This window comes from Halomonas sp. PBN3 (genome assembly GCF_000475415.1).
GTDB lineage: Bacteria > Pseudomonadota > Gammaproteobacteria > Pseudomonadales > Halomonadaceae > Halomonas > Halomonas shengliensis.
The window spans coordinates 1-19840 of sequence record NZ_AXCA01000020.1 but is presented as its reverse complement, the minus strand read 5'-3'; the positions used below and the strand labels follow the sequence as shown (position 1 = coordinate 19840).

Here is a 19840-nt window from a genome sequence, read left to right as displayed (position 1 = left end):
TTGCAACGGTGGTAGAATCCTCGCCTCGAAATGCCGGGCACCCCGCGGCGCGCCCCGTGGGCGGTGATGATTGTTGCAGAGCCCCGGCAGTGATACCAGCGTCCAGCCTCACAGGTGAGTCATGAACGAGAGCCAGACGACCCAGGCGCCCGAGTCGGGTGACGCGGCCGTACCGCGCTGGTATGCCATCCAGTGCAAGGGCGGCGAATCCTTCCGTGCCGCCGAGAACCTGGTCAACCAGGGCTTCGAGGTGTTCCATCCGGTGCTCGAGGTGCAGAAGAAGCGCCGCGGCAAGCTGACCTGGGTGACCGAACCGCTGTTCCCCTACTACCTGTTCATCCGCCTCGACCGGCTGGTGAGCAACTGGCGCCCCATCCGCTCCACCCGCGGCGTGCTCAAGCTGGTCGCCTTCGGCGAGATGCCCATCGCCGTGGATGACCGGCTGATCGAGACTCTGCGCGAGCACGGTAGCGAGCGTGAGCAGGAGGCCAACCTCTACTTCCGCGCCGGCGAGACGGTGCAGATCACCGAGGGCCCCTTCCAGGAGCTCCAGGCGGTGTTCGAGGCCCACAAGGGCGAGGAGCGTGCCATCGTGCTGCTCAACCTGCTGCATCGCCAGCAGCGCCTGGAGATGCCCGTCGCCAACCTGCGCCGCGGCTGAGGCGGCCCTTTCTCATCCCCTTGCCGGCGCCCTTTCCCCTATCACTCAGGAGACCCGCATGACCATCGCCCCCCAGCGTGTCGTCACCCTTCACTACGTGCTGAAGGAGGTCCTCGGCGACGCCGACGGCGAGGTGCTCGACGACTCGCGTGCCCGCCAGCGGCCCCTCGAGTACCTGCATGGCCACCACAACATCGTCGACGGCCTGGAGCGCGCCCTGGAGGGCCAGGCCGAGGGCGCCGAGCTCTCCGTGACCCTGATGCCGGCGGACGCCTATGGCGTGCGCAACGAGGCGCTGGTCCGCGAGGTGGGGCGCGATGCCTTCCCGGTGCCGGACCTCGCCCCCGGCATGCGCTTCCAGACCCCCGGTGACGATGGCCCGCAGATCGTCACCGTGCTCGAGGTGCGCGACGACGGTGTGCTGATCGACACCAACCACCCGCTGGCCGGGCGCACGCTGCGCTATGCCCTCGAGGTGCTCGCGGTACGCGATGCCACCCGCGCCGAGCTGGCCAAGGGCCATCCGCTCCCCCCGGATACCGACCCCGCCGAGGTCGAGGACAAGAAGCTGCCCTGAAAACTGACCTGAATCAATTCTCCTCCTTCCCCTGACGGCACGCCGGCCGATACTTGATGCAGGTCAGGTTTCGCCGCGCCTTCCCGGTCTACAGTGCACTCAACACATCGAGACGGGGAGGACATCGACATGTATCTGGACGACGCCGTAATCTTTGGTCTGGTCACCGTCGCGATGATGGTTGCATTCATGGGGGGCTGGGTCGCCTTCATCGTGCGGGACCACCGCAAGAAGAAGCACTGAGCCAGCCGTTCCACCAGTCGTCAGGGGAGGGGGGAGTCACTCCCCCCAGTGGGCCGACCTTCACGGGTCGGCCCTTTTTTGTGAGCCGGCTTCTTTTCCTGAGCCGGTTTCCCCGCGCGAGCGCGATCGGTTGTCGCGGATCCGCAACGCCCGGTGGAACAAATCGACAACGCCTCTGGGACGGCGGCGCGACGGACGCGCGATGGCTAGGATGAACAGTGTTCGACATCATCCGCCGCCGTGACGCCCCAGGAGGTATTCCATGTCCACCGAGCTTGATCGTGACGCTGCCGCCGAGACCCATCGCCGTCGCCGGCGTCGGCTGCTGGCCACCCTCGGGGTGGGCCTCGCCGGCGCCTATATGGCGCCGACCCTGTTCAGCGTCGGCCAGGCCCAGGCCTGGGACGGCCACCGGCGTTCCCGCCCCAGCCGCTCGCGCCCCAGCCGCTCGCGGCCCAGCTGGTCGCGCCCCAGTCGTTCGCGGCCGAGCCGCCACGATGGCGCCTACCGTCGCCACGAACGGGCGCGTTACCGGCGTCGCCATCGCGACGACCACTACCGGCGCGACGACCGTTACCATGCCCGCCGCGACGATCGCTATTACTCGCGTCGTGACTACGAGTATGACCGGCGCCGGCTGCGCGACTATCGCGAGGATCCGGTGACCATCGTCGAGGATCCGGTGACCATCGTCGAGGATATCGTCTTCGGACGCCCCGAACGCCGCTGGTGATGGTGCACGCCGTCGACCTCTCCCTGCCGGGCCTCGGGCGCTGCCTGCGCGTGCAGCAGGCGCCCGAGGTAGTGGCGGCCCTGACCCAGGCATTGCCGGGGTGGCCGGTATCGATCGCGCCGGCCCGGGGACTCGCCCCGGCCATCCGCCTGCGGCGAACCCCGACGGGCTACCTGCAGCGCTCCCCCCAGCTTCCCCGTGGTCTGGTGTTGCCCACGCCGGCGTCCGCGGTCTGCAGCCTGGTCGCCGACCTGGGCGGTGACCGCCTGGCGCGTGCGCCGGACCTGCTCGGCCTACATGCCGCCAGCGTGGAGGTGGACGGTCGCCTGGTGCTGTTTCCCGAGAGTCATCGTGCCGGCAAGAGCACCCTGGCGGTGGCCTTCGCCGCGGCGGGGTTCCGGCTGTTCGGCGACGACGTGCTGGGGCTGACCGTCGACGGGGAGGGGGTCGCGCTCGGCATCGCCCCCCGGCTGCGCCTGCCGCTGCCCGAGACCCTGGCCCCGGAGCTTTCCGACTACGCCGAGGCCCATGCCGGTCCGGCCGATGCGCGCTACCGCTTCGTGCTGCCCAGGGGCGAGGGGTTGGCCGCCCACGGCGAGTCTGCGCCGCTTGGGGCCCTGGTGTTGCTGGAGCGCGATGATGCCATGGCGGCGCCGGAGGTGCTGGCGCTGCGGCCCGGGGAGGGGCTACAGCAGCTGCTCACCCAGCACTTCGCCCACCACACCGCGCCGGAGGCATTGATGGCCCGGCTGCTGCCGCTGATGCGGCGGCTGCCCTGCCTGCTGCTGCGCTACGCCGAGCCGCTGGCGGCGGTGCGTTGCCTGGCCGACGCCCTGCGCCGTGATACTCCCGCCCCGGGCGGCGCAGGCCCAGCCCGCGAGCGTACCGCCCTTGCCGAGACGCCGCCCCCGGTGGAACCGCGGCGGCGCTGGGCGGCGAGCCCCGGCGGGCGTGTTTATCCCCTGGGGGATGAGCTCTTCCTGATCGACCCAGGCGGAGGGATCCATCGCCTCAACGCCACCGGCCAGGCCGTGTGGCGACTGCTGCGCGAGGAGCCGCTTTGCGGGGCAGAGCTGGGCGAGCTGCTGGCGGCGCACTTCACGGCACCGGTCGCGCCGGTGACCCAGGACGTGTGCCGATGGCTGGCGCAGCTTGCGCAGGCCGGCCTGGTGACCGCTGTCGAGTAGTGCCGGGAGCGGTGGCGAGTGATCGGCTCAGCGCTGCACCGTGGCTCGGGGTTCGGCGGGGCGCCAGTGGCGTTGCCAGGCGCGCATCACCCGCTCCGGGTACCAGGTCTTGCCCAGGCTGCCGTTGTAGCGGGCCAGGGCACGCGTGACGTCGCCATCCTCCACCGCCAGGTAGTGGGCCAGGATGGTGCAGCCGTAGCGCAGGTTGCGCCACGGGTCCTTGAGGTCGTCGGCGGGCAGGCCCAGTTCGCGGATCCAGAACGGCATGATCTGCATCAGCCCCACGGCCCCGGCCGAGGAGACGGCCTCGGCCTGGAAGGCGCTCTCCACCTGAATCAGCGCCAGCACCAGCTCGGGAGGCAGACCGGCCAGGGTGGCCTCGTGATAGACCCGACGCAGCAGCGCCTGGCGCATCCCGGGGTCCTTCACGTGGCGCGCCAGGGCGGGTTCCATGGCGTTGAACCACTGGCGGGCGGCCCAGATGTCGGCGGGGGCCCGGGGCGAGGCGAGGGCCTCGTCCAGGGTGCTGCGCAGGGTCCGCGGGGTGGCAGGCAGCGGCTGCACCAGCAGCGGCCGACCCTCGGCCGCCAGGGCGGCCAGGAAATTGCGCTCATCGGCCACGACATTCGTCGCCAGGAACCCGCTTGCCAGCAGGACGGCAAGCGAGCGGCGTGTCCTGGCCAAGGTGAAACTAGCCGAGTTGAATCGTCTGGCGCAGGAAGTCGAGGATCTCCCCGGCCGGTACCATGGTGGCATCGCTGTCACGGCGTCCCTTGTACTCCAGTTCCCCCTTGTCCAGCCCGCGGTCGCCGACCACCAGGCGGTGGGGCAGGCCCATCAGCTCATGGTCGGCGAACTTGACGCCGGGGCGCAGGTCGCGGTCGTCGAGTAGCACCTCGAAGCCGGCCTCGGTGAGCGCGGCGTAGAGCTTCTCCGACTCCTCGCGCACGCGCTGCGACTTGTGGGCGTTCATCGGCACCAGCGCGACCTGGAAGGGCGCGATGGGGTCGGGCCAGATGATGCCGGCGTCGTCGTGGTTCTGCTCGATGGCGGCGGCCACCACGCGGGTCACCCCGATACCATAGCAGCCCATCCAGGGGTGCAGGGCGCGACCTTCGTCGCCCAGCACGGTGGCGTTCATCGCCTCGCTGTACTTGGTGCCCAGCTGGAAGACGTGGCCCACCTCGATGCCGCGCTTGATGGAGAGGGTGCCGCGGCCGTCCGGCGAGGGGTCGCCCTCCACCACGTTGCGGATATCGGCCACCTTGGGCAGCGCCACATCGCGCTCCCAGTTGATGCCGAAGTAGTGCTTGCCATCGATATTGGCACCGGCACCGAAGTCGCTCATCAGTGCCACCGAGCGGTCGATGATGATCGGCATGTCGAGGTTCACCGGGCCCAGGGAGCCGGGGCCGGCGCCCACGACGGCGCGGATCTCTTCCTCGCTTGCCATGGTCAGCGGGGCGGCCACCTCGGGCAGGTTCTCCGCCTTCACCTCGTTGAGCTCGTGGTCGCCACGCACCAGCAGGGCGATCAGGCCACCCTCGGCGGCGTGCACCATCAGGGTTTTGATCGTCTTCTCGATGGGCAGGCCGTGCTGCTCCACCAGGGCGGCGATGGTGCGGGCATCGGGGGTGTCGACCAGGCGTAATTCCTCGGCGGGGGCGGCACGCTCGCCCTGGGGGGCCAGGGCCTCGGCCTTCTCCATGTTGGCGGCGTAGTCGGACTCGCTGGAGAAGACGATGTCGTCCTCGCCGGAGTCGGCCAGCACGTGGAACTCGTGGGAGCCGGTGCCGCCGATGGCGCCGTTGTCGGCGATCACCGGGCGGAAGTCGAGACCCAGGCGGGTGAAGATGCGCACATAGGCGTCATACATCGCCTGGTAGGTCTCCTTGAGGGAGTCCTCGTCGACGTGGAAGGAGTAGGCGTCCTTCATGATGAACTCGCGGGAACGCATCACGCCGAAGCGCGGGCGGATCTCGTCGCGGAACTTGGTCTGGATCTGGTAGAAGTTGGCCGGCAGCTGCTTGTAGCTGGCGATCTCCTTGCGCACCAGATCGGTGATCACCTCCTCGTGGGTGGGGCCGACGCAGTAGTCGCGATCATGGCGGTCCTTGAGGCGCAGCAGCTCGGGGCCATACTGCTCCCAGCGACCGGACTCCTGCCACAGTTCGGCGGGCTGCACCGCCGGCATCAGCACCTCCTGGGCGCCGGCGCGGTCCATCTCCTCGCGCACGATGCGCTCCACCTTGCGCAGGGTCTTGAGCCCCAGCGGCAGCCAGGTGTAGAGGCCGGAGGTGAGGCGGCGGATCATCCCGGCGCGCAGCATCAGCTGGTGGCTGATGACCTCGGCATCGGCGGGGGTTTCCTTGAGGGTGGCGATCAGCATCTGGGTGACGCGCATGGGTCCGGAGGTTCCTCGAGCGTGTTCTGGCAAGTGACGGAAGGGGGCCGCCCGGCATGGCGGCAGTGACCGAGCATTGTACGGCCCGCCGTGCGGGGCGGCAAAAGCTTGTGTCTTCCCGTTGCGGCGGGCCGGATACTGCCAAGCCAATAGCCCAGACGGGCTATTCGGCGCCCCGATAGCCCTCGAGGGCTATCGTCCTATCGGCCCAGCTCGCGCATGGCGCTCTCCAGCCCTTCGAGGGTCATGGGGTACATGCGATCGTCGATCAGCTCGCGGATCAGCCGGGTGGAGTGGGTGTAGTCCCAGGCGCGCGGCGGCATTGGGTTGAGCCAGGCCAGCCGCGGGAACTTTGCCGTCAGGCGTTGGAGCCACACGGCCCCGGCCTCGTCGTTGAAGTGCTCCACGCTGCCGCCGGGATGGGTGATCTCGTAGGGTGACATGGCGGCATCGCCGACGATCACCACCTGGTAGTCGTCGCCATAGGTATGCAGCACGTCCAGCGTCGGGATGCGCTCATGCCGGCGACGCGAGTTGTCGCGCCACAGCCCCTCGTAGGGGCAGTTATGGAAGTAGTAGGCCTCCAGGTGCTTGAACTCGGCGCGTGCCGCCGAGAACAGCTCCTCGCAGGTGCGGACATGGTCGTCCATGGAGCCGCCCACGTCGAGGAGCAGCAGCACCTTCACTGCGTTGTGGCGCTCCGGGCGCATCTGCACGTTGAGCAGGCCGGCGTCCCGCGCCGTCTCGCGGATGGTGGCGTCGACGTCGAACTCCTCCGCGGCCCCCTGGCGGGCGAACTTGCGCAGCCGGCGTAACGCCATCTTGATGTTGCGGGTGCCAAGCTCCAGGGAGTCGTCGTAGTCGCGGAAGCGGCGCTCGTCCCACACCTTCACCGCCCGACGGTGGCGTGAGCCGTCCTGTCCGATACGTATCCCCTCGGGGTTGTAGCCGTAGGCGCCGAAAGGGCTGGTGCCGCCGGTGCCGATCCACTTGTTGCCGCCGGAGTGGCGCTCCTGCTGTTCCTCCAGGCGCTGCTTGAAGGTCTCGATCAGTTTCTCGAGGCCGCCCAGGGACTCGATCTGCGCCTTCTCCTCCGCGGAGAGCTGCTTCTCGAACTCCCGGCGCAGCCAGTCGTCGGGGATCAGCGCCTCGATGGCGGCATCCAGGTTCTCGAGCCCCTCGAACCAGGCGGCGAAGGCGCGATCGAAGCGGTCGAAGTGGCGCTCGTCCTTGACCATCACGGTGCGGGCGATACGGTAGAAGGCCTCCATGTCGGCGAACACCACGCCACGGGCCACCACCGCATGGAGGTCGAGCAGCTCGCGCAGCGACACCGGCACCCCGGCGCGCTTGAGGGTCTCGAACAGGCCGATGAACATGCTCAGCGCCTCGCGTTGCCCTGGCGGCGCATCATAAAGGCCAGCCGTTCCAGCAGCTGCGTATCCTGCTCGTTCTTGACGAGGGCTCCGGCCAGCGGCGGGATCGCCTTGACGGGGTCGCGCTGGTAGAGCGCCTCCCGGGCGAGCTCGTCACTCATCAACAGCTTCAGCCAGTCCACCAGCTCCGAGGTGGAGGGCTTCTTCTTGAGCCCCGGGGCCTGGCGCAGGTCGAAGAACACCTCCAGCGCCTCGCCGACCAGTTTCGGGGCGATCTCGGGGAAGTGCACGTCGACGATCGCCTGCATGGTCTCGCGGTCGGGGAACTCGATGTAGTGGAAGAAGCAGCGACGCAGGAAGGCGTCGGGCAGCTCCTTCTCGTTGTTGGAGGTGATGACGATGATCGGGCGGTGCTTCGCGCGGATGGTCTCGCCGGTCTCATAGACATGGAACTCCATTCGATCCAGCTCCTGGAGCAGGTCGTTGGGGAATTCGATGTCGGCCTTGTCGATCTCGTCGATCAGCAGCACCACCCGCTGCTCCGCGGTGAAGGCGTCCCACAGCTTGCCGGGCTTGATGTAGTTGGCGACGTTCTCCACGCCTTCGACCCCCAGCTGGGAGTCGCGCAGGCGGCTGACCGCGTCATACTCGTAGAGCCCCTGGGCGGCCTTGGTAGAGGACTTGATATGCCAGGTGTGCAGCTCGGTGCCCAATGATGCCGCCAGCTCCTCGGCCAGCAGGGTCTTGCCGGTGCCCGGCTCGCCCTTGATCAGCAGCGGGCGCTCCAGGGTCACGGCGGCATTGACCGCCTGCTTGAGGGCCTCGGTGGCCACATAGGTGGAAGTGGAATCAAACGCCATGGGGCATGCCTCGGCTTGTCGTCAGCGGGTCGAAGGAATTCGAACGAGTGTACGGAAGGGTCGGGGCGGGGACAAATATCGGCCTACATGGGGAACGGCGAGTCAGGCTCCGTGATCCTACCACTATCTAGTTGCTGGACTACCCGGTCGATGAGCTCTGCGACAGTATTGGCGAGGTAGGTTGAAAACTTGGCCTTGTATAGCGTGCGTTCCAGAACCGCCTGAGGTAGGAAGCGCAGCATTTCATCAAGAAACGGACGGCTCTGCACGATGTCAGCAAGCTGAGCCTGTCGCTTCCGGGCCTTCTCGAGGTAATGTTCCACTCCGTAATCCTCGAGCTTTCTACGGACAAGATCGACCTCGACCTTGGCATCCTGTTGGGCTAGCCAGGCGAGATCCCAGATGTCTCGATGGCGGATATAACGCTGGTTGTTGACCAGCGATACCAGCTTGTCGGCCATGACCTCGTCGAGGGTTTCCATCATTACCAGTGTGTCGCGGTAACCGTCCGGAAGGAAGTCGTAATTTAGATGAAGGGCACGAGGCTCGCGTGTATAGGCTGGCACATTGGCAATTTCCAGCTTGATGCGCTGTCGGGGGATGTCGCGGCGTGCCGGAGCCGTCACCACGGATAACTGCCATTTATCGACTCGCACATCCGCATACTGCGGCTCCTGCCGTAGTTCGGCAGGTTGCTTGACGTTAACCGTCAACTGGTACCGTTTCCCGACGTAATGCTCGAGACATCGCTTGATATCAGTCATCTGCGCGGAGGCGAACTGGCGGCCACCAACGAAGTCCAGATCCTCGCTGAATCGTGAGGCGCCGTGACAGAGTCGCAGCGAGGTGCCTCCCTGAAACGTGAGGTTCTCGAGCAGGCCCTCCTGGTCGAGTGCGAAGAGCATGTCGTAATGCAGAAGCTCCTTCTCGATCACCGGGCGCATGGCCTTTAGCCCGCTGGCTCGCATGGCTCTCTCCACCAGTGTTTCGAAATCTTCGGGTTCAATCCGCATGCAGGGCCTCCATATCGACCAGGTGGCAGTTGCGCCCTACACGCTTGAGGTCGGACCAGGCCGCCTCGCGAGTGGCAACACGCAGGGGTCGCCCAGCATCCACCATGCGCAACAGGAGCTCACGCACGGGGCGCTTGGTATGTGTAAACTCGATAGTGCCGAAGGGGGTTCGATAGGTCCCGCTGCGTCCGGTCGTCATGATAGTCAATCGATCAAGCGGAATCTGGGAGATGGCACCGTACTCCGATAGGGCAGACTCCAGGCTGACGTAGTTGTACTCGCCTCGGCGCAAGGCGGTGGCGATGCGTTCGAGGATATGGATATCGCCTCCATCGCCATGTGGGTAGACGTATACTCCGCGGCAGGCACGCACCAGCAAGCCCTGTTTGACCAGCCGGTTGAGGCCCTCCTTGCGTGTTTTGGGGCTATCTTCAGGGAATAGCTTGGCCAGGTCTCGAACTAGGAAGATGTATTTCCCTAGCTGACGCCAGTGCTCAAAGCGTACCTGTGCCGTCTTGTAGTCCATCATCAAGTCTACAGTTAGACTATTTGTATGTAGTCTAGTTGTAGACTAGTTGGCTGGCAACCTCACACCCCAGAGCAGACATCATGGGCCACAATATCTTTGCATTGCCTCCAGGCATCATGGAAGCCGAGCAGTTCGATGAGCTAGCCGCCGGCAAGGACGTGCGTAACGAGCGCATCGTTTCGCAGGGCCACACTTCGCCGGAGGAGGACTGGTACGACCAGCCACAGCATGAGTGGGTGACGGTGCTGCAGGGACGCGCGGTGCTGGCCTTCGCCTCGGGGGAGGAGGTCGCGCTGGGCCCGGGCGACCATCTGACGATCCCGGTGCACTGCCGACATCGCGTCAAGTGGACGGATCCCCAGCAGGCTACCGTCTGGCTGGCGGTGCACTATTCGGCATAGATCATCTTGCGCGTCATGCCACCGTCCACCACCAGGTTCTGGCCGTTGATGAAGCCCGCCTGGTCGGAGAGCAGAAAGGCTGCGCCGATGGTGGATCCGGGCTTCAGGGATCAATGCGGGTGATGCTGCTCGAGCCTCTCGGCCAGCCAGATCTTGATGATCGACTGCCGTGTCACCCCCAGGCGAGCTGCCTCGCGATCCAGGGAGTCGATCATCCAGGTAGGGAAGTCGACATTGACGCGCTTCTGTTTCCTGAGGGGGCGCCTGGCGTTGTCCAGATCCAGTTCGTCGGTGATGTCGTCACCGTCATCGAAGCGCCTGTCAAGCTCAGTCGCCTTCATAGAGTTCAACCTCTCTGCTGCGGGCCCGCCTGACAGAGATCAGGCGTATTCGTGTCCCGCGGTAGGTGATGATGCCGGACCAGTGTTTCTGACCAATCCTGCCGATTACCACGTAGCGAGGCTCATCCGTCGACCTTGCCGGAATCTCGAGCAGGTCTGGGTCCTGCCAAAGCCGCTGCGCCTCGACAAAGTCGATGCCGTGTTTGTCTCGATTCGCCTCGCTTTTTCGAGGGTCATACTCGAAGTTGGCCATGAGTAGAAATTATACCTTTCTGGCCCCTCCGAAAAGTCCTCATTCGAGCAGGTGAGGGAATATTTCAGTGTCGAGGGCGGTAGGCCTCCACCAGGGTCGCCGGGTCATGCTCGGCGTGGCCGCGGGCGGCATGGGTGCGCAGCAGCTGAGCGGCCAGGCCGCTCATGGGGGTGGCGCTGGCGCTGCGGCGGCTCTGGGCCACCGCCATGTCCAGGTCCTTGAGCAGGGTGCGCAGGTGCCAGGGCGGGTTAGCGTAGTCGCTGGCCGCCATGCGTGGGGTGAGGAGCCGGAAGGGTGTGGAGTCCGCGAAGCCGCCGGCCAGCGCTTCGGTCAACCGGCCGGCCTCCACGCCGCTGGCCTCGGCCAGGGCCACCATCTCGGCGAGCACCGCGGCCTGGCAGCCCACCACCATCTGGTTGCACACCTTGGTGACCTGGCCAGCGCCCACCGGGCCCATATGGGTCACCCGCGAGGCCAGCGGGGCGAGCAGCGGGCGCAGGGCGTCGATCCGCGCCGCCTCGCCACCGGCCATCATCACCAGGCTCCCCGCCTCTGCGCCGGCCACGCCCCCGGAGACCGGGCAGTCGACCCAGGCCATGCCGCACCGTGTCGCGAGCCTCGCGGCGAAGTCGCGGGTCGCCTCGGGGTCGCTGCTCGAGAAATCGATCAGAGTCTGGCCGTGGCCGCCATGCTCTGCCACGCCGCCGTCGCCGAACGCCACGGCCTCCACCGCCTCGGTGTTGGCCAGACACAGCATCACCACATCCACGTCCTGCACCAGCTCGCCAATGGAGCCGGCCACCCTGGCACCGGCCTCGCCGAGCGCCTCCGCCTTGGCGGGGGTGCGGTTCCAGACGGTGACCTCGAAGCCGGCGTCGAACAGGCGGCGAGTCATGGGGTCGCCCATCAGGCCGAGGCCGATGAAGCCGAGCGTGAGGTGGGGCATATCACTCTCCTTGGCAAACGGAAGGCCGCCCTGAGGCGGCCTTCATGATGCGGTGGTAAGCGATGACCGGCAAGCCGATGCTAGCCGCCTCCCACCTGCCGCGTCTGATGGGGCGCATGGACCTATGGGTGCATGGCCATGTGCACGAGCCGGTGGACCTGGAGGCCACCGGGGCCCGCGTGATCGCCAACCCGGGGGGCTACCCCGACGAGTTCGACCCACCCCTGTTCTCGCCCGACCTGGTCGTCGAGGTGCAACACCCTTGATGCTATCCACGTGAGAGGCTGCCCGGGCTGCGGCAAGCCACCACTTGAGGCCGGCTCGCTGTGAGCCCATAGTCTCATCAGGTCCCTTCTGCGAGGAGCGCGAGATGTCCGAAGCCCTGACCCTGGGATGCCCTCACTGCCACGCCGTCAACCGTGTCAACCGGGCACGCCTGAGCGACGGCCCCACCTGCGGCAAGTGCAAGCGGCCGCTCTTCACCGGCGAGCCGGTGGCGCTGACCGCGGCCAACTTCCGGGCCCTGGTGGAGCGCAGCGAACTGCCGGTGGTGGTCGACTTCTGGGCCGGCTGGTGCGGTCCCTGCAAGATGATGGCACCGATCTTCGCCGAGGCGGCCCGCGAGCTGGAGCCGCGCATGCGCTTCGCCAAGCTCGATACCGAGGCGGAACAGGCCCTGGCCGGGCGCTTCGGCATCCGCAGCATTCCCACCCTGATCGTGTTCAAGGGCGGGCGCGAGGTGGCACGCCAGGCCGGCGCGATGCAGGGGTCACAGCTGCGTCAGTGGTTGCAGCCCCACCTCGTGTGAGTACTGCTGCCAGGGAGGCACACGGCTATCCCTGGCGCTTGAGCTGCTCCTTCAACTGCTTGGGCACCTGCTTGATGATCAGCCGGTCGCTGTGTTCGTCGTACTCCACGCTGGAGCCCAGCAGGTGGGAGTCGAAGCTGATCGAGACCCCGCCCGCGCGGCCAGTGAAGCGCTTGAACTGGTTGAGGGTCTTCCTGTCCGGCGGGATCTCGGGGGAGAGGCCGTAGTCGGCGTTACGGATGTGGTCGTAGAAGGCCTTGGGCTGCTGCTCGTCGAGCAGCTCCGAGAGCTCCTCCAGGGTGATCGGCTCGCCGCGGCTGGCCTGGTCGCTGGCGTAGTCGACCAGCGTCTCGGTCTTCTCGCGGCTGGCTTCCTCCGCCAGGTCCTCCTTCTCCACATAGTCGCTGAAAGCCTTGAGCAGGGTGCGGGTCTCGCCCGGGGCATCGACGCCCTCCACCGCCCCGAGCAGCGCCGCGAACCCCTCGGCCAGGGCCTTGCCGCCGCGCTCGCGGGTCCAGGAGAGGTACTGCCGGGAGTCGCCGGCCTGCCACTGGCTGACATCGAGCCGGGCGGCCAGGCTCATCTGGGTCAGGTTGAGCTGGCGCGCCGGCACCGGCCGCAGGGCGTCGTCGATGGCGAATCCTTCGCGATGGTGCAGCAGGGCCAGGGTCAGGAAGCGCGCATCGCCGAAGCGGGTGTCCAGCACCAGCAGATCACCGGAGGCTGACAGGTGGTCGTCCAGCAGCCTGGCCAGACGCTCGGCGATGCCGCGCGTCAGGGTAACGAAGTCGCGCTTATCCGCGAGGTAGTCGGTGATCTCCGCGGCCAGTACCGAGCCGCCGCCTTCGTCGCTTGCGTTGCCTTCGGTGACGTCACCCGCCTCGGCATCGCCTTGAGTGTCGAACTCGACGTCCTGGAAGTGCCCCCAGGCCTTGCTCTTGGCGTGGTAGGCCCGCGTCAGGCCCTCGAGCATGGCCTCCAGGGTATCCGAGGCGGACAGAGGCTCGCTTGCTGCCAGCAGGCGGGCCGGGGCGTCGCCGGCTTTCTCGATGCGATGAACGATGGCGTTGAGAATCGGCATGGGGGCTCCCGCGGTGGTGGACGAGGAGCCGGATGATACCTGTCGTTGTGCCTTGTCGATAGGCGATGTCGCATCAGCGCCCCTCGAGATAGGCGGTCATCGAACCGGCCATCAGCAGGGCGATCAGGTCGGCCTGGCGATGGGTATCTGTCTTCTGGAAGAGGTTGCGCAGGTGAAATGCCACGGTGGTGGGGGAAACGCTCATCTGCTCGGCGATCTCCTCGGTGCGCAGCCCCTCCAGCAAGGCCAGCGCAATACGGGTCTCGGTGGGGGTCAACCCGAACAGGCTGGCCAGTACCCCACGTGGCAGGGTGGGGCGCTGGTCCGGCGCCGACAGCAGCACCACCACGCTGGCCTCGGTCCCGGCGGTATCCGGCGTTTGCCCCAGGGCGCAGATCAGTACCAGCAGGCCGTGATCTCCCGGTCGATGGGGGAGACGCAGGGAGAAGACCGGCTCCTCCTCCTGCCGGCTGGCCCGAGTCGCCGCCGTGATGCATTCGCGCAGGCGACGGGCCAGAGACCCACTCGCCGAAAGTGTCGCATTCAATGCCAGCACGTCACTTTCTCTTGCCAGCTGTTGCGCGCGCTGATTAGCGAAAGTGATGCGAGCCTGGCTATCGAGCAGCACCATGCCGGGAGCAATCAGGTCCAGGGCGCGAGTGGCCGCCTGGAAGGCCTGTTGTGAGGCTTTCTGGTGGAGAGCCGCCATGGCCTCCCGCAGCTCCTGCAACTCATGGTTGGACTTGGTGCGCATGCGCCTCACCTGGCGCAGTCGTGCCTCCACGGTGGCCAGCAGCAGGTCGTAGTCGATGGGCTTGACCAGATAGTCATCGGCGCCGAGTCGCTTGCCATCGACCACGTCTCGCGGGTCGGAGAGCGCGGTCAGGAAGATGAAAGGGGTATCGGCCAGGTGTGGGCGGCGCTCACGTACTGCCGCCAGGACATCATAGCCGTTGAGGCCCGGCATATTGATGTCGCACAGGATCAGGTCTGGCGAGCTGGCATCCATCTGTTGCAACGTTGCCTCGCCGTCTCCGGCCTCGAGCACCGCATAGCCGGCCTCGCGGAGCTCCTCGCAGATATCGATACGCAGGTCCTCCTGGTCTTCGGCACACAGGATCAAGGGGGGGCGTTCAGTGTTGATCATCCGCACTCTCCTCCGGGGCGGCTGGCAGGCGCAGGGTAAAGGTCGTGCCCTCGCCGGGGCGGGAGCTGACCTCGAGATCCCCCTGCTGGATGCGCGCCAGGTGGCGGGCAATATTGAGCCCCAGGCCGATACCCTCGGTGCCCGAGGCGGTGCGGCCGCGGAAGAAGCGCTCAAACAGACGATCCTGCTCGACGCGGGGAATACCCGGGCCGCTATCCCGAACCCGGCAGAGGGCCCGGTCGCCCTCCCGTAGCGTGGTGATCTCCACCCGTTGACTGGCGGGCGAGTACTTGAGGGCGTTGGAGACCAGGTTGGCCAGCACTTGCTCGGTAAGCGCGCGATCGCACCAGGCTAGCGCCGCCGGGCTGGCGTGTTGGGCAGCGAGTCGGTCGTTGCCGCCGGCCTCGGCCTGCAGGCGGCAGAGGTGGTCGACGATGGCTGCCAGGGAGTGGCACGCTGGTCGCGCCTCTACCTGGTGACCATCGAGGCGGGCCGCCGTCAGCGATGACTCTACCAGGCGGGTCATCTGGGCCACCGCCTCACGCAGGCGCGCGTAGCGCTCGTCGCGTTGTTCCGCCGTAAAGCGTCGATGGCGGCGTTGCAGGCGCTGCAGGCCGGAGTCGATCACCGCCAGAGGGGTACGGAACTGGTGGGAGACCATGGCCGCGAAGCTGCGATAGAACTCGCTGACGCCCCGTTCCCGCTGCAGCGATCGCTCCAGAGTGCTCGCTGCGGCCTTATAGCGGGTGATGTCGGCAACCCGCAGCACGTGTCCCCCCTCCGGGGTAGGACGCACGGTGAGCTGACGCCAGCCCTCATCGTTAAGCTCCAGGTCGCACTGAATCTCGTCGTCGGGCGCCTGGTCGACTGTCTGTGCAGTGGGCTCCTCACGGCTCGCCCGCTGGCGGATATGGGTCAGCAGGGCGTCGAGAGTGGGCGGCGTCTCGACGGGCAGAGGCAGCAGCTCGCCCAGCTTGGGGTTGGTCAGCTGCAGGCGTCCCAGGGCATCGAAGGCGGCAAACCCGTCCGGTGCCGTCTCGATGGCGGTAACTACCCGCTGGCGCTCGGTCTCCAGCTCCCGGGTGCGGTGTGCCACCTCATCCTCCAGGTGGTCTCGCGCTTGCATCAAAGCCCGCTGTGCAGCGCGGCGTTGGCGCAGGGCAAGGATCAACAGCCCGATCAGCAGTAGCCCGCAGATCAGAATGCCCACCACAGAGGCGATGACCTGGATCAGGCTGGTGCGATAAGTATCCAGGCGTGCCCCGGTGCTCTCCCACTCCTCCTTCATGACCCCGGTGGCAATGCGGTTGAGGGTGGACATTAACGGGTCGAGCTCCGTCTGGATGGCGACGAGCCTCGCGGCCCCCGGGCTCCCGGCCGCCAGCAGGGTGTCGATGGCATCGAGGTGGGTCAGGGTGCTGTCCAGGGAGGCTTCCAGGCCCACCTGACGCAGGTAGCGCCGTTGAGGGCCATCATCCATCAGCCGCAGGCGGCTGACCAAGATATCGAAACGCAGCTCGGGGTCCTGATCTCCCGAGCCCAGCGCCCGGCGGCTCAGGGCCTGATCAAAGCGGTGGCTAGCCACCTGGGCCTGGGTGGTCACCCAAAGCATGTTCTCGTCGACGTTGTCGCGCATATCCTGTTCGACCAGAAACAGCCTGAGTAGCGCGAAGCCCAGAAAGATGGCGAAGGCAAGAATCGCCACCGCGGGAAGCACGAGGGCGGAGCGACGTGACGCCATCAGCGGATCTCGAGCCGATAGAGTTGCCAGACCCAGCGATAGTCGTAACGGATGTCCTGCAGCTCGCGGTGTTGGTCGCGGGGATAGACGATCCATAGCGGGCCCTTGTCGCGGGGGGTCAGGCGTTCGCCATCCATGGTATCGGCCACCAGCACGTCGTAGGCGTGAAAATCCTGCAGGGGAATCTCGATCAGATAGTCGTTCAGGGCCATGGCGGCGACGGTATCACCCTCGGCGCCGATCCACTCCAGCAGATCGCGCATCAGGAACCCCTCGAAGTGCTTCACGCCGTCGGTCACCGAGGTCGAGGTCGCGAGCTCGTGACGGGGCAGTGTCTCGAGCAGAGTGCGGTCGAGCAGGGCCACGTGCCCCCGGTTCGTCTGGCCAATATTGCCGGTCACCTCCAGCAAGGGGCGCCCCTCGGGGGGCGGCAGCTCGGCCGGCTGACCCTGTGCCATTCCCGAGGCGGCTAGTCCTGTGACAACCAGTGCCGTGATGGTAAGCAAGTGCCTGAATGACATCGGCCCCCCCTTGACCCCTGTAGTGATGAGTCGACGATGCTCTGGCATGCGTCTCTTGATAATCACCACCTTAGCGTCGGCAGTGCCAAGCTGCCCCCTTTAAATGGATGGGGCGCTCGAGAGCCGGTCGGTGCCGTGTCCCGTTCGGATGAAGGGGGCCGGCGGCTCGATCCTCATCTAGCCTGTCGTTACCTGATTATCTGGTTACGCAATAGGGGGACCCATGTGGGACTTTCGGATCGGTCAATCCATAGGGCTGATGGTCAAGACGCTGCCTTTCCTGCTCTTTCGGCTGGCGGTCTACTTTGGCGTGGCCCTGGCCTATGTTCTGATGACTGGCGTGGGTGCCGGTGTTGGCTGGGGCATCGGCGGCTTCGGTGATGAAGGCTTCCGGGCGGCCACGACCTTCTGGGGTGGCGCCATCGGCTTCGGCGTCGTCGGTGTGATCATGTATGTGCTGCGCGAGTATCTGCTCTACATGGTCAAGGCGGGGCATATCGCGGTGCTGGTGGAGCTGCTCGAAGGCCAGTCGCTGCCCCAGGGGCGCGGCCAGATCCAGCATGCCACGGCCTCGGTCAAGGAGCGCTTCGGTCAGGCTAGCGCCCTGTTCGCCGTGGACCAACTGATCAAGGGTGTGCTCAGGACGCTGACCGGGTTGGTGCGCGGCGTCTTTGGGGTGCTGCCGGTTCCCGGGGCACAGCAGTTCCTGCGTGTCGTACAGATGTTCCTGCGCATCGCAGTGGGCTTTATTGACGAGGTGATCCTCGCCTACAGCTTTCGCACTCGGGCCGACAACCCTTGGGGTGCCTCCCGCGACGGTCTGGTGCTCTATGGCCAGAACCTCAAGCCAATGTTCAAGAACGCCGCCTGGCTGGCGCTGATCGTCTATGGGCTATCCTTCGTGATCTTCCTGGTCATGCTGGCGCCGGCGGCGCTGGTGGCCTACCTGATTCCCGGCGGCTGGTCCGCTACCGGTGTGGTAATGGCGCTGCTCTTCGCCTGGAGCGTCAAGGTGGCGGTGCTCGAGCCCTTCGCCATAACCTGCATGATGCAGGCCTACTTCAAGGCCATCGAGGGCCAGCAGCCCGATCCTGAGTGGGAGGCGCGGCTTGATGGCATGTCCAGCAAGTTCCGCCACCTCAAGGAGAGGGCGGTGGAGGCCAGCGCGCCCCAAGGCGGCAGGAAAGAAGCATCACCCGCTGTCACTTAATCGCGAACCGTAACCTTCCACATAGGAGTGGATCATGAACAACAGCATGACCTGGATGATGAGCGGTGTCTTTGTCGCCTCCCTGGGCATTTCGGCCGCGGCGATGGGTCAGTCGGATGAGGTCACGGAGCAGATCGAACTGGGCCTGGAGCTCTACCAGGAGCAGGAGTATGGCGCGGCGATCACCGAGCTGGAGTTCGCCATCAGCGATATTCGCGAGTTGATGGCGGGGCGCATCGGCGAGACCTTCCCGGCGCCTCCCGAGGGCTGGAGTGCCGCCGAGGTAGCCTCCAGCGGTGGCGGCGGTGCCGCGGCGATGTTCGGCGGCGGCGGCAGCATGCTGGAGCGTGAGTACCAGCAGGAGGGTGGAGAAGGGCGGCTGACCGCCAAGCTGATGATCGACAACCCCATGATTCAGGCGATGTCGGCCATGTTCAACAATCCGGCACTGATTGCCGCCCAGCCCAATATGGAGCGTATCCGCATCGGCCGTGACTCGGCGCTGCTCAAGTGGGACCCGGAGCGTGGCAATGCCGAGGTCTCCTTCCTGATGGATGGGCGTATCCTGGTTCAGGTCGATGGCCAGCGGCTGGAGTCCAGTGATCCTGCAGTGGCGCTGCTCAAGGCGTGGGATCTGGACGCCCTGCGTGAGCAGGCAGCCCGTTAGCCTTGATCTCACCTTGGTGGGCAGTTTCTGTCACCAAGGTGAGATCAACTACGACAGGCCCCGGCCACTCTGCCGGGGCTTGTCGTGTGTTGCTGGAACTGAAGTGCGGGCCGTGTCGGCGGCTACTTCACCTGGAACTGCTGGCGGCCCAGGATCTCTCCGCTGTCGCTGGCCCTGTAGCGCAGTTCATACTCACCCGCGGAAGCAGGGGCGAACATCTGCAGCGGGCTGCCCTGGCTGGCGCGGGCCTCGCGGATGGCCTCGGCATCGTCGGGGGCATCGGCCGCCACGATCTGGATGAAGTCCTCGTAGCGTCCCGGGCCTTGCCAAGCCACATTGACCACGCCTCCCGCCTCGGCGCTGCCCTCGACATTCAGGCTGACCTCACCGGCGCCGACGCTGACTGGCTCGCTTGCCAGCACGCGCCGGGACTGCTGGATCACATAGCGTACCTCATAGTCGCCCGGGGCCTCCGGTGCCGCCAGCGTCAACGGTGATCCTCGGTTCGTACGCTGGTAGCTTTCGTAGGCGTCTTCCGGGGCCCCGGCGGGGACGATGGTGATGTAGTCCCGGGGGTTGTCTGGGCCCTGCCACTTCACCTCGAATTCGCCGCCGGGCACGATGGGCTCGCTTATCATCAGCGAGGCCGTGACCGGTGTCAGGGTTACCGGTTGGCTGGCCAACACACGTCTGGACTGCTGGACCACATAGCGTACTTCGTAGGAGCCCAGGGCATCCGGGGCGGTGAGCGAAAGCGGCGAGCCGCGGCTGGTGCGCTGGTAGCTCTCGTAGGCATCCTCCGGCGCATCGGCGGGGACGATAGTGATGTAGTCCCGGGGATTGTCGGGGCCCTCCCAGTCCACCTCGAACTCGCTGCCGGCAGGGATCTCCTCAGGCGCTTTCACATGGGCACTGACCGGGGTCAGGGTTACCGGTTGGCTGGCCAGCACCCGCTTGGACTGCTGGACCACATAGCGCACCTCGTAGGAGCCCAGGGCATCCGGGGCGGTGAGCGAAAGCGGCGTGCCGCGGCTGGTGCGCTGGTAACTCTCGTAGGCATCCTCCGGCGCATCGGCGGGGACGATAGTGATGTAGTCCCGGGGATTGTCGGGGCCCTCCCAGTCCACCTCGAACTCGCTGC

Annotated in this window: 25 protein-coding genes; 10 read left to right on the top strand and 15 right to left on the bottom strand. The window is 66.4% G+C overall.

The genetic code is table 11. The annotated features are described in order from the left end of the window. Nucleotides 1-121: 121 nt before the first annotated feature. From rfaH to Q673_RS20940, 5 genes are all read left to right on the top strand, one after another. Nucleotides 122-661, top strand: a complete 540-nt coding sequence (rfaH, locus tag Q673_RS20950; protein ID WP_023004585.1) for a transcription/translation regulatory transformer protein RfaH — start codon at nucleotides 122-124, stop codon at nucleotides 659-661. 58 nt (nucleotides 662-719) lie between these two features. After that, on the top strand, nucleotides 720-1238 hold the full coding sequence (locus Q673_RS20945) for an FKBP-type peptidyl-prolyl cis-trans isomerase (protein ID WP_023004584.1): 519 nt from the start codon (nucleotides 720-722) through the stop codon (nucleotides 1236-1238). Between the two features lie 129 nt (nucleotides 1239-1367). After that, on the top strand, nucleotides 1368-1481 hold the full coding sequence (ccoM, locus tag Q673_RS37145; RefSeq protein ID WP_023004583.1) for a cytochrome c oxidase subunit CcoM: 114 nt from the start codon (nucleotides 1368-1370) through the stop codon (nucleotides 1479-1481). Nucleotides 1482-1743: 262 nt separating this feature from the next. After that, the gene (locus Q673_RS36395; RefSeq protein WP_023004582.1) at nucleotides 1744-2214 is read left to right on the top strand and encodes a hypothetical protein; all 471 of its coding nucleotides are present in this window, start codon (nucleotides 1744-1746) and stop codon (nucleotides 2212-2214) included. Then, nucleotides 2214-3401 (top strand): PqqD family peptide modification chaperone, encoded by a 1188-nt coding sequence (locus tag Q673_RS20940; RefSeq protein ID WP_023004581.1) that lies wholly within the window; start codon nucleotides 2214-2216, stop codon nucleotides 3399-3401. Before Q673_RS36395 ends, Q673_RS20940 begins: the two co-directional genes overlap by 1 nt. A gap of 27 nt (nucleotides 3402-3428) precedes the next feature. Here Q673_RS20940 and Q673_RS20935 read toward each other — a convergent pair whose 3' ends face one another. The 6 genes from Q673_RS20935 to abiEi form a co-directional block, all read right to left on the bottom strand. Continuing rightward, on the bottom strand, nucleotides 3429-4022 hold the full coding sequence (locus tag Q673_RS20935; protein WP_023004580.1) for a transglycosylase SLT domain-containing protein: 594 nt from the start codon (nucleotides 4020-4022) through the stop codon (nucleotides 3429-3431). A gap of 70 nt (nucleotides 4023-4092) precedes the next feature. Next, nucleotides 4093-5805, bottom strand: a complete 1713-nt coding sequence (locus Q673_RS20930; protein WP_023004579.1) for a proline--tRNA ligase — start codon at nucleotides 5803-5805, stop codon at nucleotides 4093-4095. Nucleotides 5806-6005: 200 nt separating this feature from the next. After that, on the bottom strand, nucleotides 6006-7184 hold the full coding sequence (locus Q673_RS20925) for a vWA domain-containing protein (protein ID WP_023004578.1): 1179 nt from the start codon (nucleotides 7182-7184) through the stop codon (nucleotides 6006-6008). A gap of 2 nt (nucleotides 7185-7186) precedes the next feature. Beyond that, the gene (locus tag Q673_RS20920; RefSeq protein ID WP_023004577.1) at nucleotides 7187-8041 is read right to left on the bottom strand and encodes an AAA family ATPase; all 855 of its coding nucleotides are present in this window, start codon (nucleotides 8039-8041) and stop codon (nucleotides 7187-7189) included. Between the two features lie 83 nt (nucleotides 8042-8124). Next, the gene (locus tag Q673_RS20915; RefSeq protein WP_023004576.1) at nucleotides 8125-9054 is read right to left on the bottom strand and encodes a nucleotidyl transferase AbiEii/AbiGii toxin family protein; all 930 of its coding nucleotides are present in this window, start codon (nucleotides 9052-9054) and stop codon (nucleotides 8125-8127) included. Continuing rightward, entirely contained in the window at nucleotides 9044-9583 is a 540-nt protein-coding gene (gene abiEi / locus Q673_RS20910; RefSeq protein ID WP_023004575.1) for a type IV toxin-antitoxin system AbiEi family antitoxin, read from the bottom strand. The genes Q673_RS20915 and abiEi overlap by 11 nt, the downstream gene beginning before the upstream one ends. 80 nt (nucleotides 9584-9663) lie before the next feature. On the opposite strand from abiEi, the gene Q673_RS20905 reads away from it, so the two are divergent. After that, nucleotides 9664-9984: a cupin domain-containing protein gene (locus Q673_RS20905; RefSeq protein ID WP_023004574.1), complete on the top strand. Its 321-nt coding sequence runs from the start codon at nucleotides 9664-9666 to the stop codon at nucleotides 9982-9984. Here Q673_RS20905 and Q673_RS36390 read toward each other — a convergent pair. From Q673_RS36390 to Q673_RS20890, 4 genes are all read right to left on the bottom strand, one after another. Beyond that, nucleotides 9972-10058, bottom strand: coding sequence for a hypothetical protein (locus Q673_RS36390; RefSeq protein ID WP_268744272.1), 87 nt, complete (start codon nucleotides 10056-10058; stop codon nucleotides 9972-9974). The genes Q673_RS20905 and Q673_RS36390 overlap by 13 nt on opposite strands. 36 nt (nucleotides 10059-10094) lie before the next feature. Beyond that, entirely contained in the window at nucleotides 10095-10325 is a 231-nt protein-coding gene (brnA, locus tag Q673_RS20900; protein ID WP_023004573.1) for a type II toxin-antitoxin system BrnA family antitoxin, read from the bottom strand. Next, nucleotides 10312-10578, bottom strand: a complete 267-nt coding sequence (locus Q673_RS20895; RefSeq protein WP_023004572.1) for a BrnT family toxin — start codon at nucleotides 10576-10578, stop codon at nucleotides 10312-10314. Before Q673_RS20895 ends, brnA begins: the two co-directional genes overlap by 14 nt. Before the next feature lie 64 nt (nucleotides 10579-10642). Next, nucleotides 10643-11524, bottom strand: coding sequence for an NAD(P)-dependent oxidoreductase (locus Q673_RS20890; protein ID WP_023004571.1), 882 nt, complete (start codon nucleotides 11522-11524; stop codon nucleotides 10643-10645). A 62-nt stretch (nucleotides 11525-11586) separates the two neighbouring features. Here Q673_RS20890 and Q673_RS20885 point away from each other — a divergent pair, with 62 nt between their 5' ends. Next, complete coding sequence (locus Q673_RS20885; RefSeq protein ID WP_023004570.1) at nucleotides 11587-11790, top strand: hypothetical protein; 204 nt, start codon at nucleotides 11587-11589, stop codon at nucleotides 11788-11790. Nucleotides 11791-11894: 104 nt separating this feature from the next. After that, nucleotides 11895-12332: a thioredoxin TrxC gene (trxC, locus tag Q673_RS20880; RefSeq protein WP_023004569.1), complete on the top strand. Its 438-nt coding sequence runs from the start codon at nucleotides 11895-11897 to the stop codon at nucleotides 12330-12332. Between the two features lie 25 nt (nucleotides 12333-12357). Here the strand turns inward: trxC and Q673_RS20875 are convergent, their stop codons facing one another. The 4 genes from Q673_RS20875 to Q673_RS20860 form a co-directional block, all read right to left on the bottom strand. Further along, nucleotides 12358-13413: a nucleoid-associated protein gene (locus Q673_RS20875; protein WP_023004568.1), complete on the bottom strand. Its 1056-nt coding sequence runs from the start codon at nucleotides 13411-13413 to the stop codon at nucleotides 12358-12360. A gap of 73 nt (nucleotides 13414-13486) precedes the next feature. Beyond that, nucleotides 13487-14560 carry a response regulator gene (locus Q673_RS20870; RefSeq protein ID WP_023004567.1) on the bottom strand — a complete coding sequence of 358 codons (1074 nt, stop codon included), beginning with the start codon at nucleotides 14558-14560 and terminating at the stop codon, nucleotides 13487-13489. Further along, nucleotides 14547-16301, bottom strand: coding sequence for a sensor histidine kinase (locus Q673_RS20865; protein ID WP_023004566.1), 1755 nt, complete (start codon nucleotides 16299-16301; stop codon nucleotides 14547-14549). The genes Q673_RS20870 and Q673_RS20865 overlap by 14 nt, the downstream gene beginning before the upstream one ends. Continuing rightward, nucleotides 16301-16759, bottom strand: coding sequence for a molybdopterin-dependent oxidoreductase (locus Q673_RS20860; protein WP_023004565.1), 459 nt, complete (start codon nucleotides 16757-16759; stop codon nucleotides 16301-16303). Before Q673_RS20860 ends, Q673_RS20865 begins: the two co-directional genes overlap by 1 nt. Before the next feature lie 286 nt (nucleotides 16760-17045). Between Q673_RS20860 and Q673_RS20855 the strand changes: the two genes are divergently transcribed. Further along, complete coding sequence (locus Q673_RS20855; protein ID WP_043524078.1) at nucleotides 17046-18032, top strand: hypothetical protein; 987 nt, start codon at nucleotides 17046-17048, stop codon at nucleotides 18030-18032. Between the two features lie 34 nt (nucleotides 18033-18066). After that, a complete protein-coding gene (locus tag Q673_RS20850) occupies nucleotides 18067-18699 on the top strand; it encodes a hypothetical protein (RefSeq protein WP_023004563.1) in 633 nt (210 codons plus the stop codon). 122 nt (nucleotides 18700-18821) lie between these two features. Here the strand turns inward: Q673_RS20850 and Q673_RS36675 are convergent. Then, on the bottom strand, nucleotides 18822-19840 hold a 1019-nt coding region (locus Q673_RS36675; protein ID WP_023004562.1), incomplete at its 5' end, for a hypothetical protein.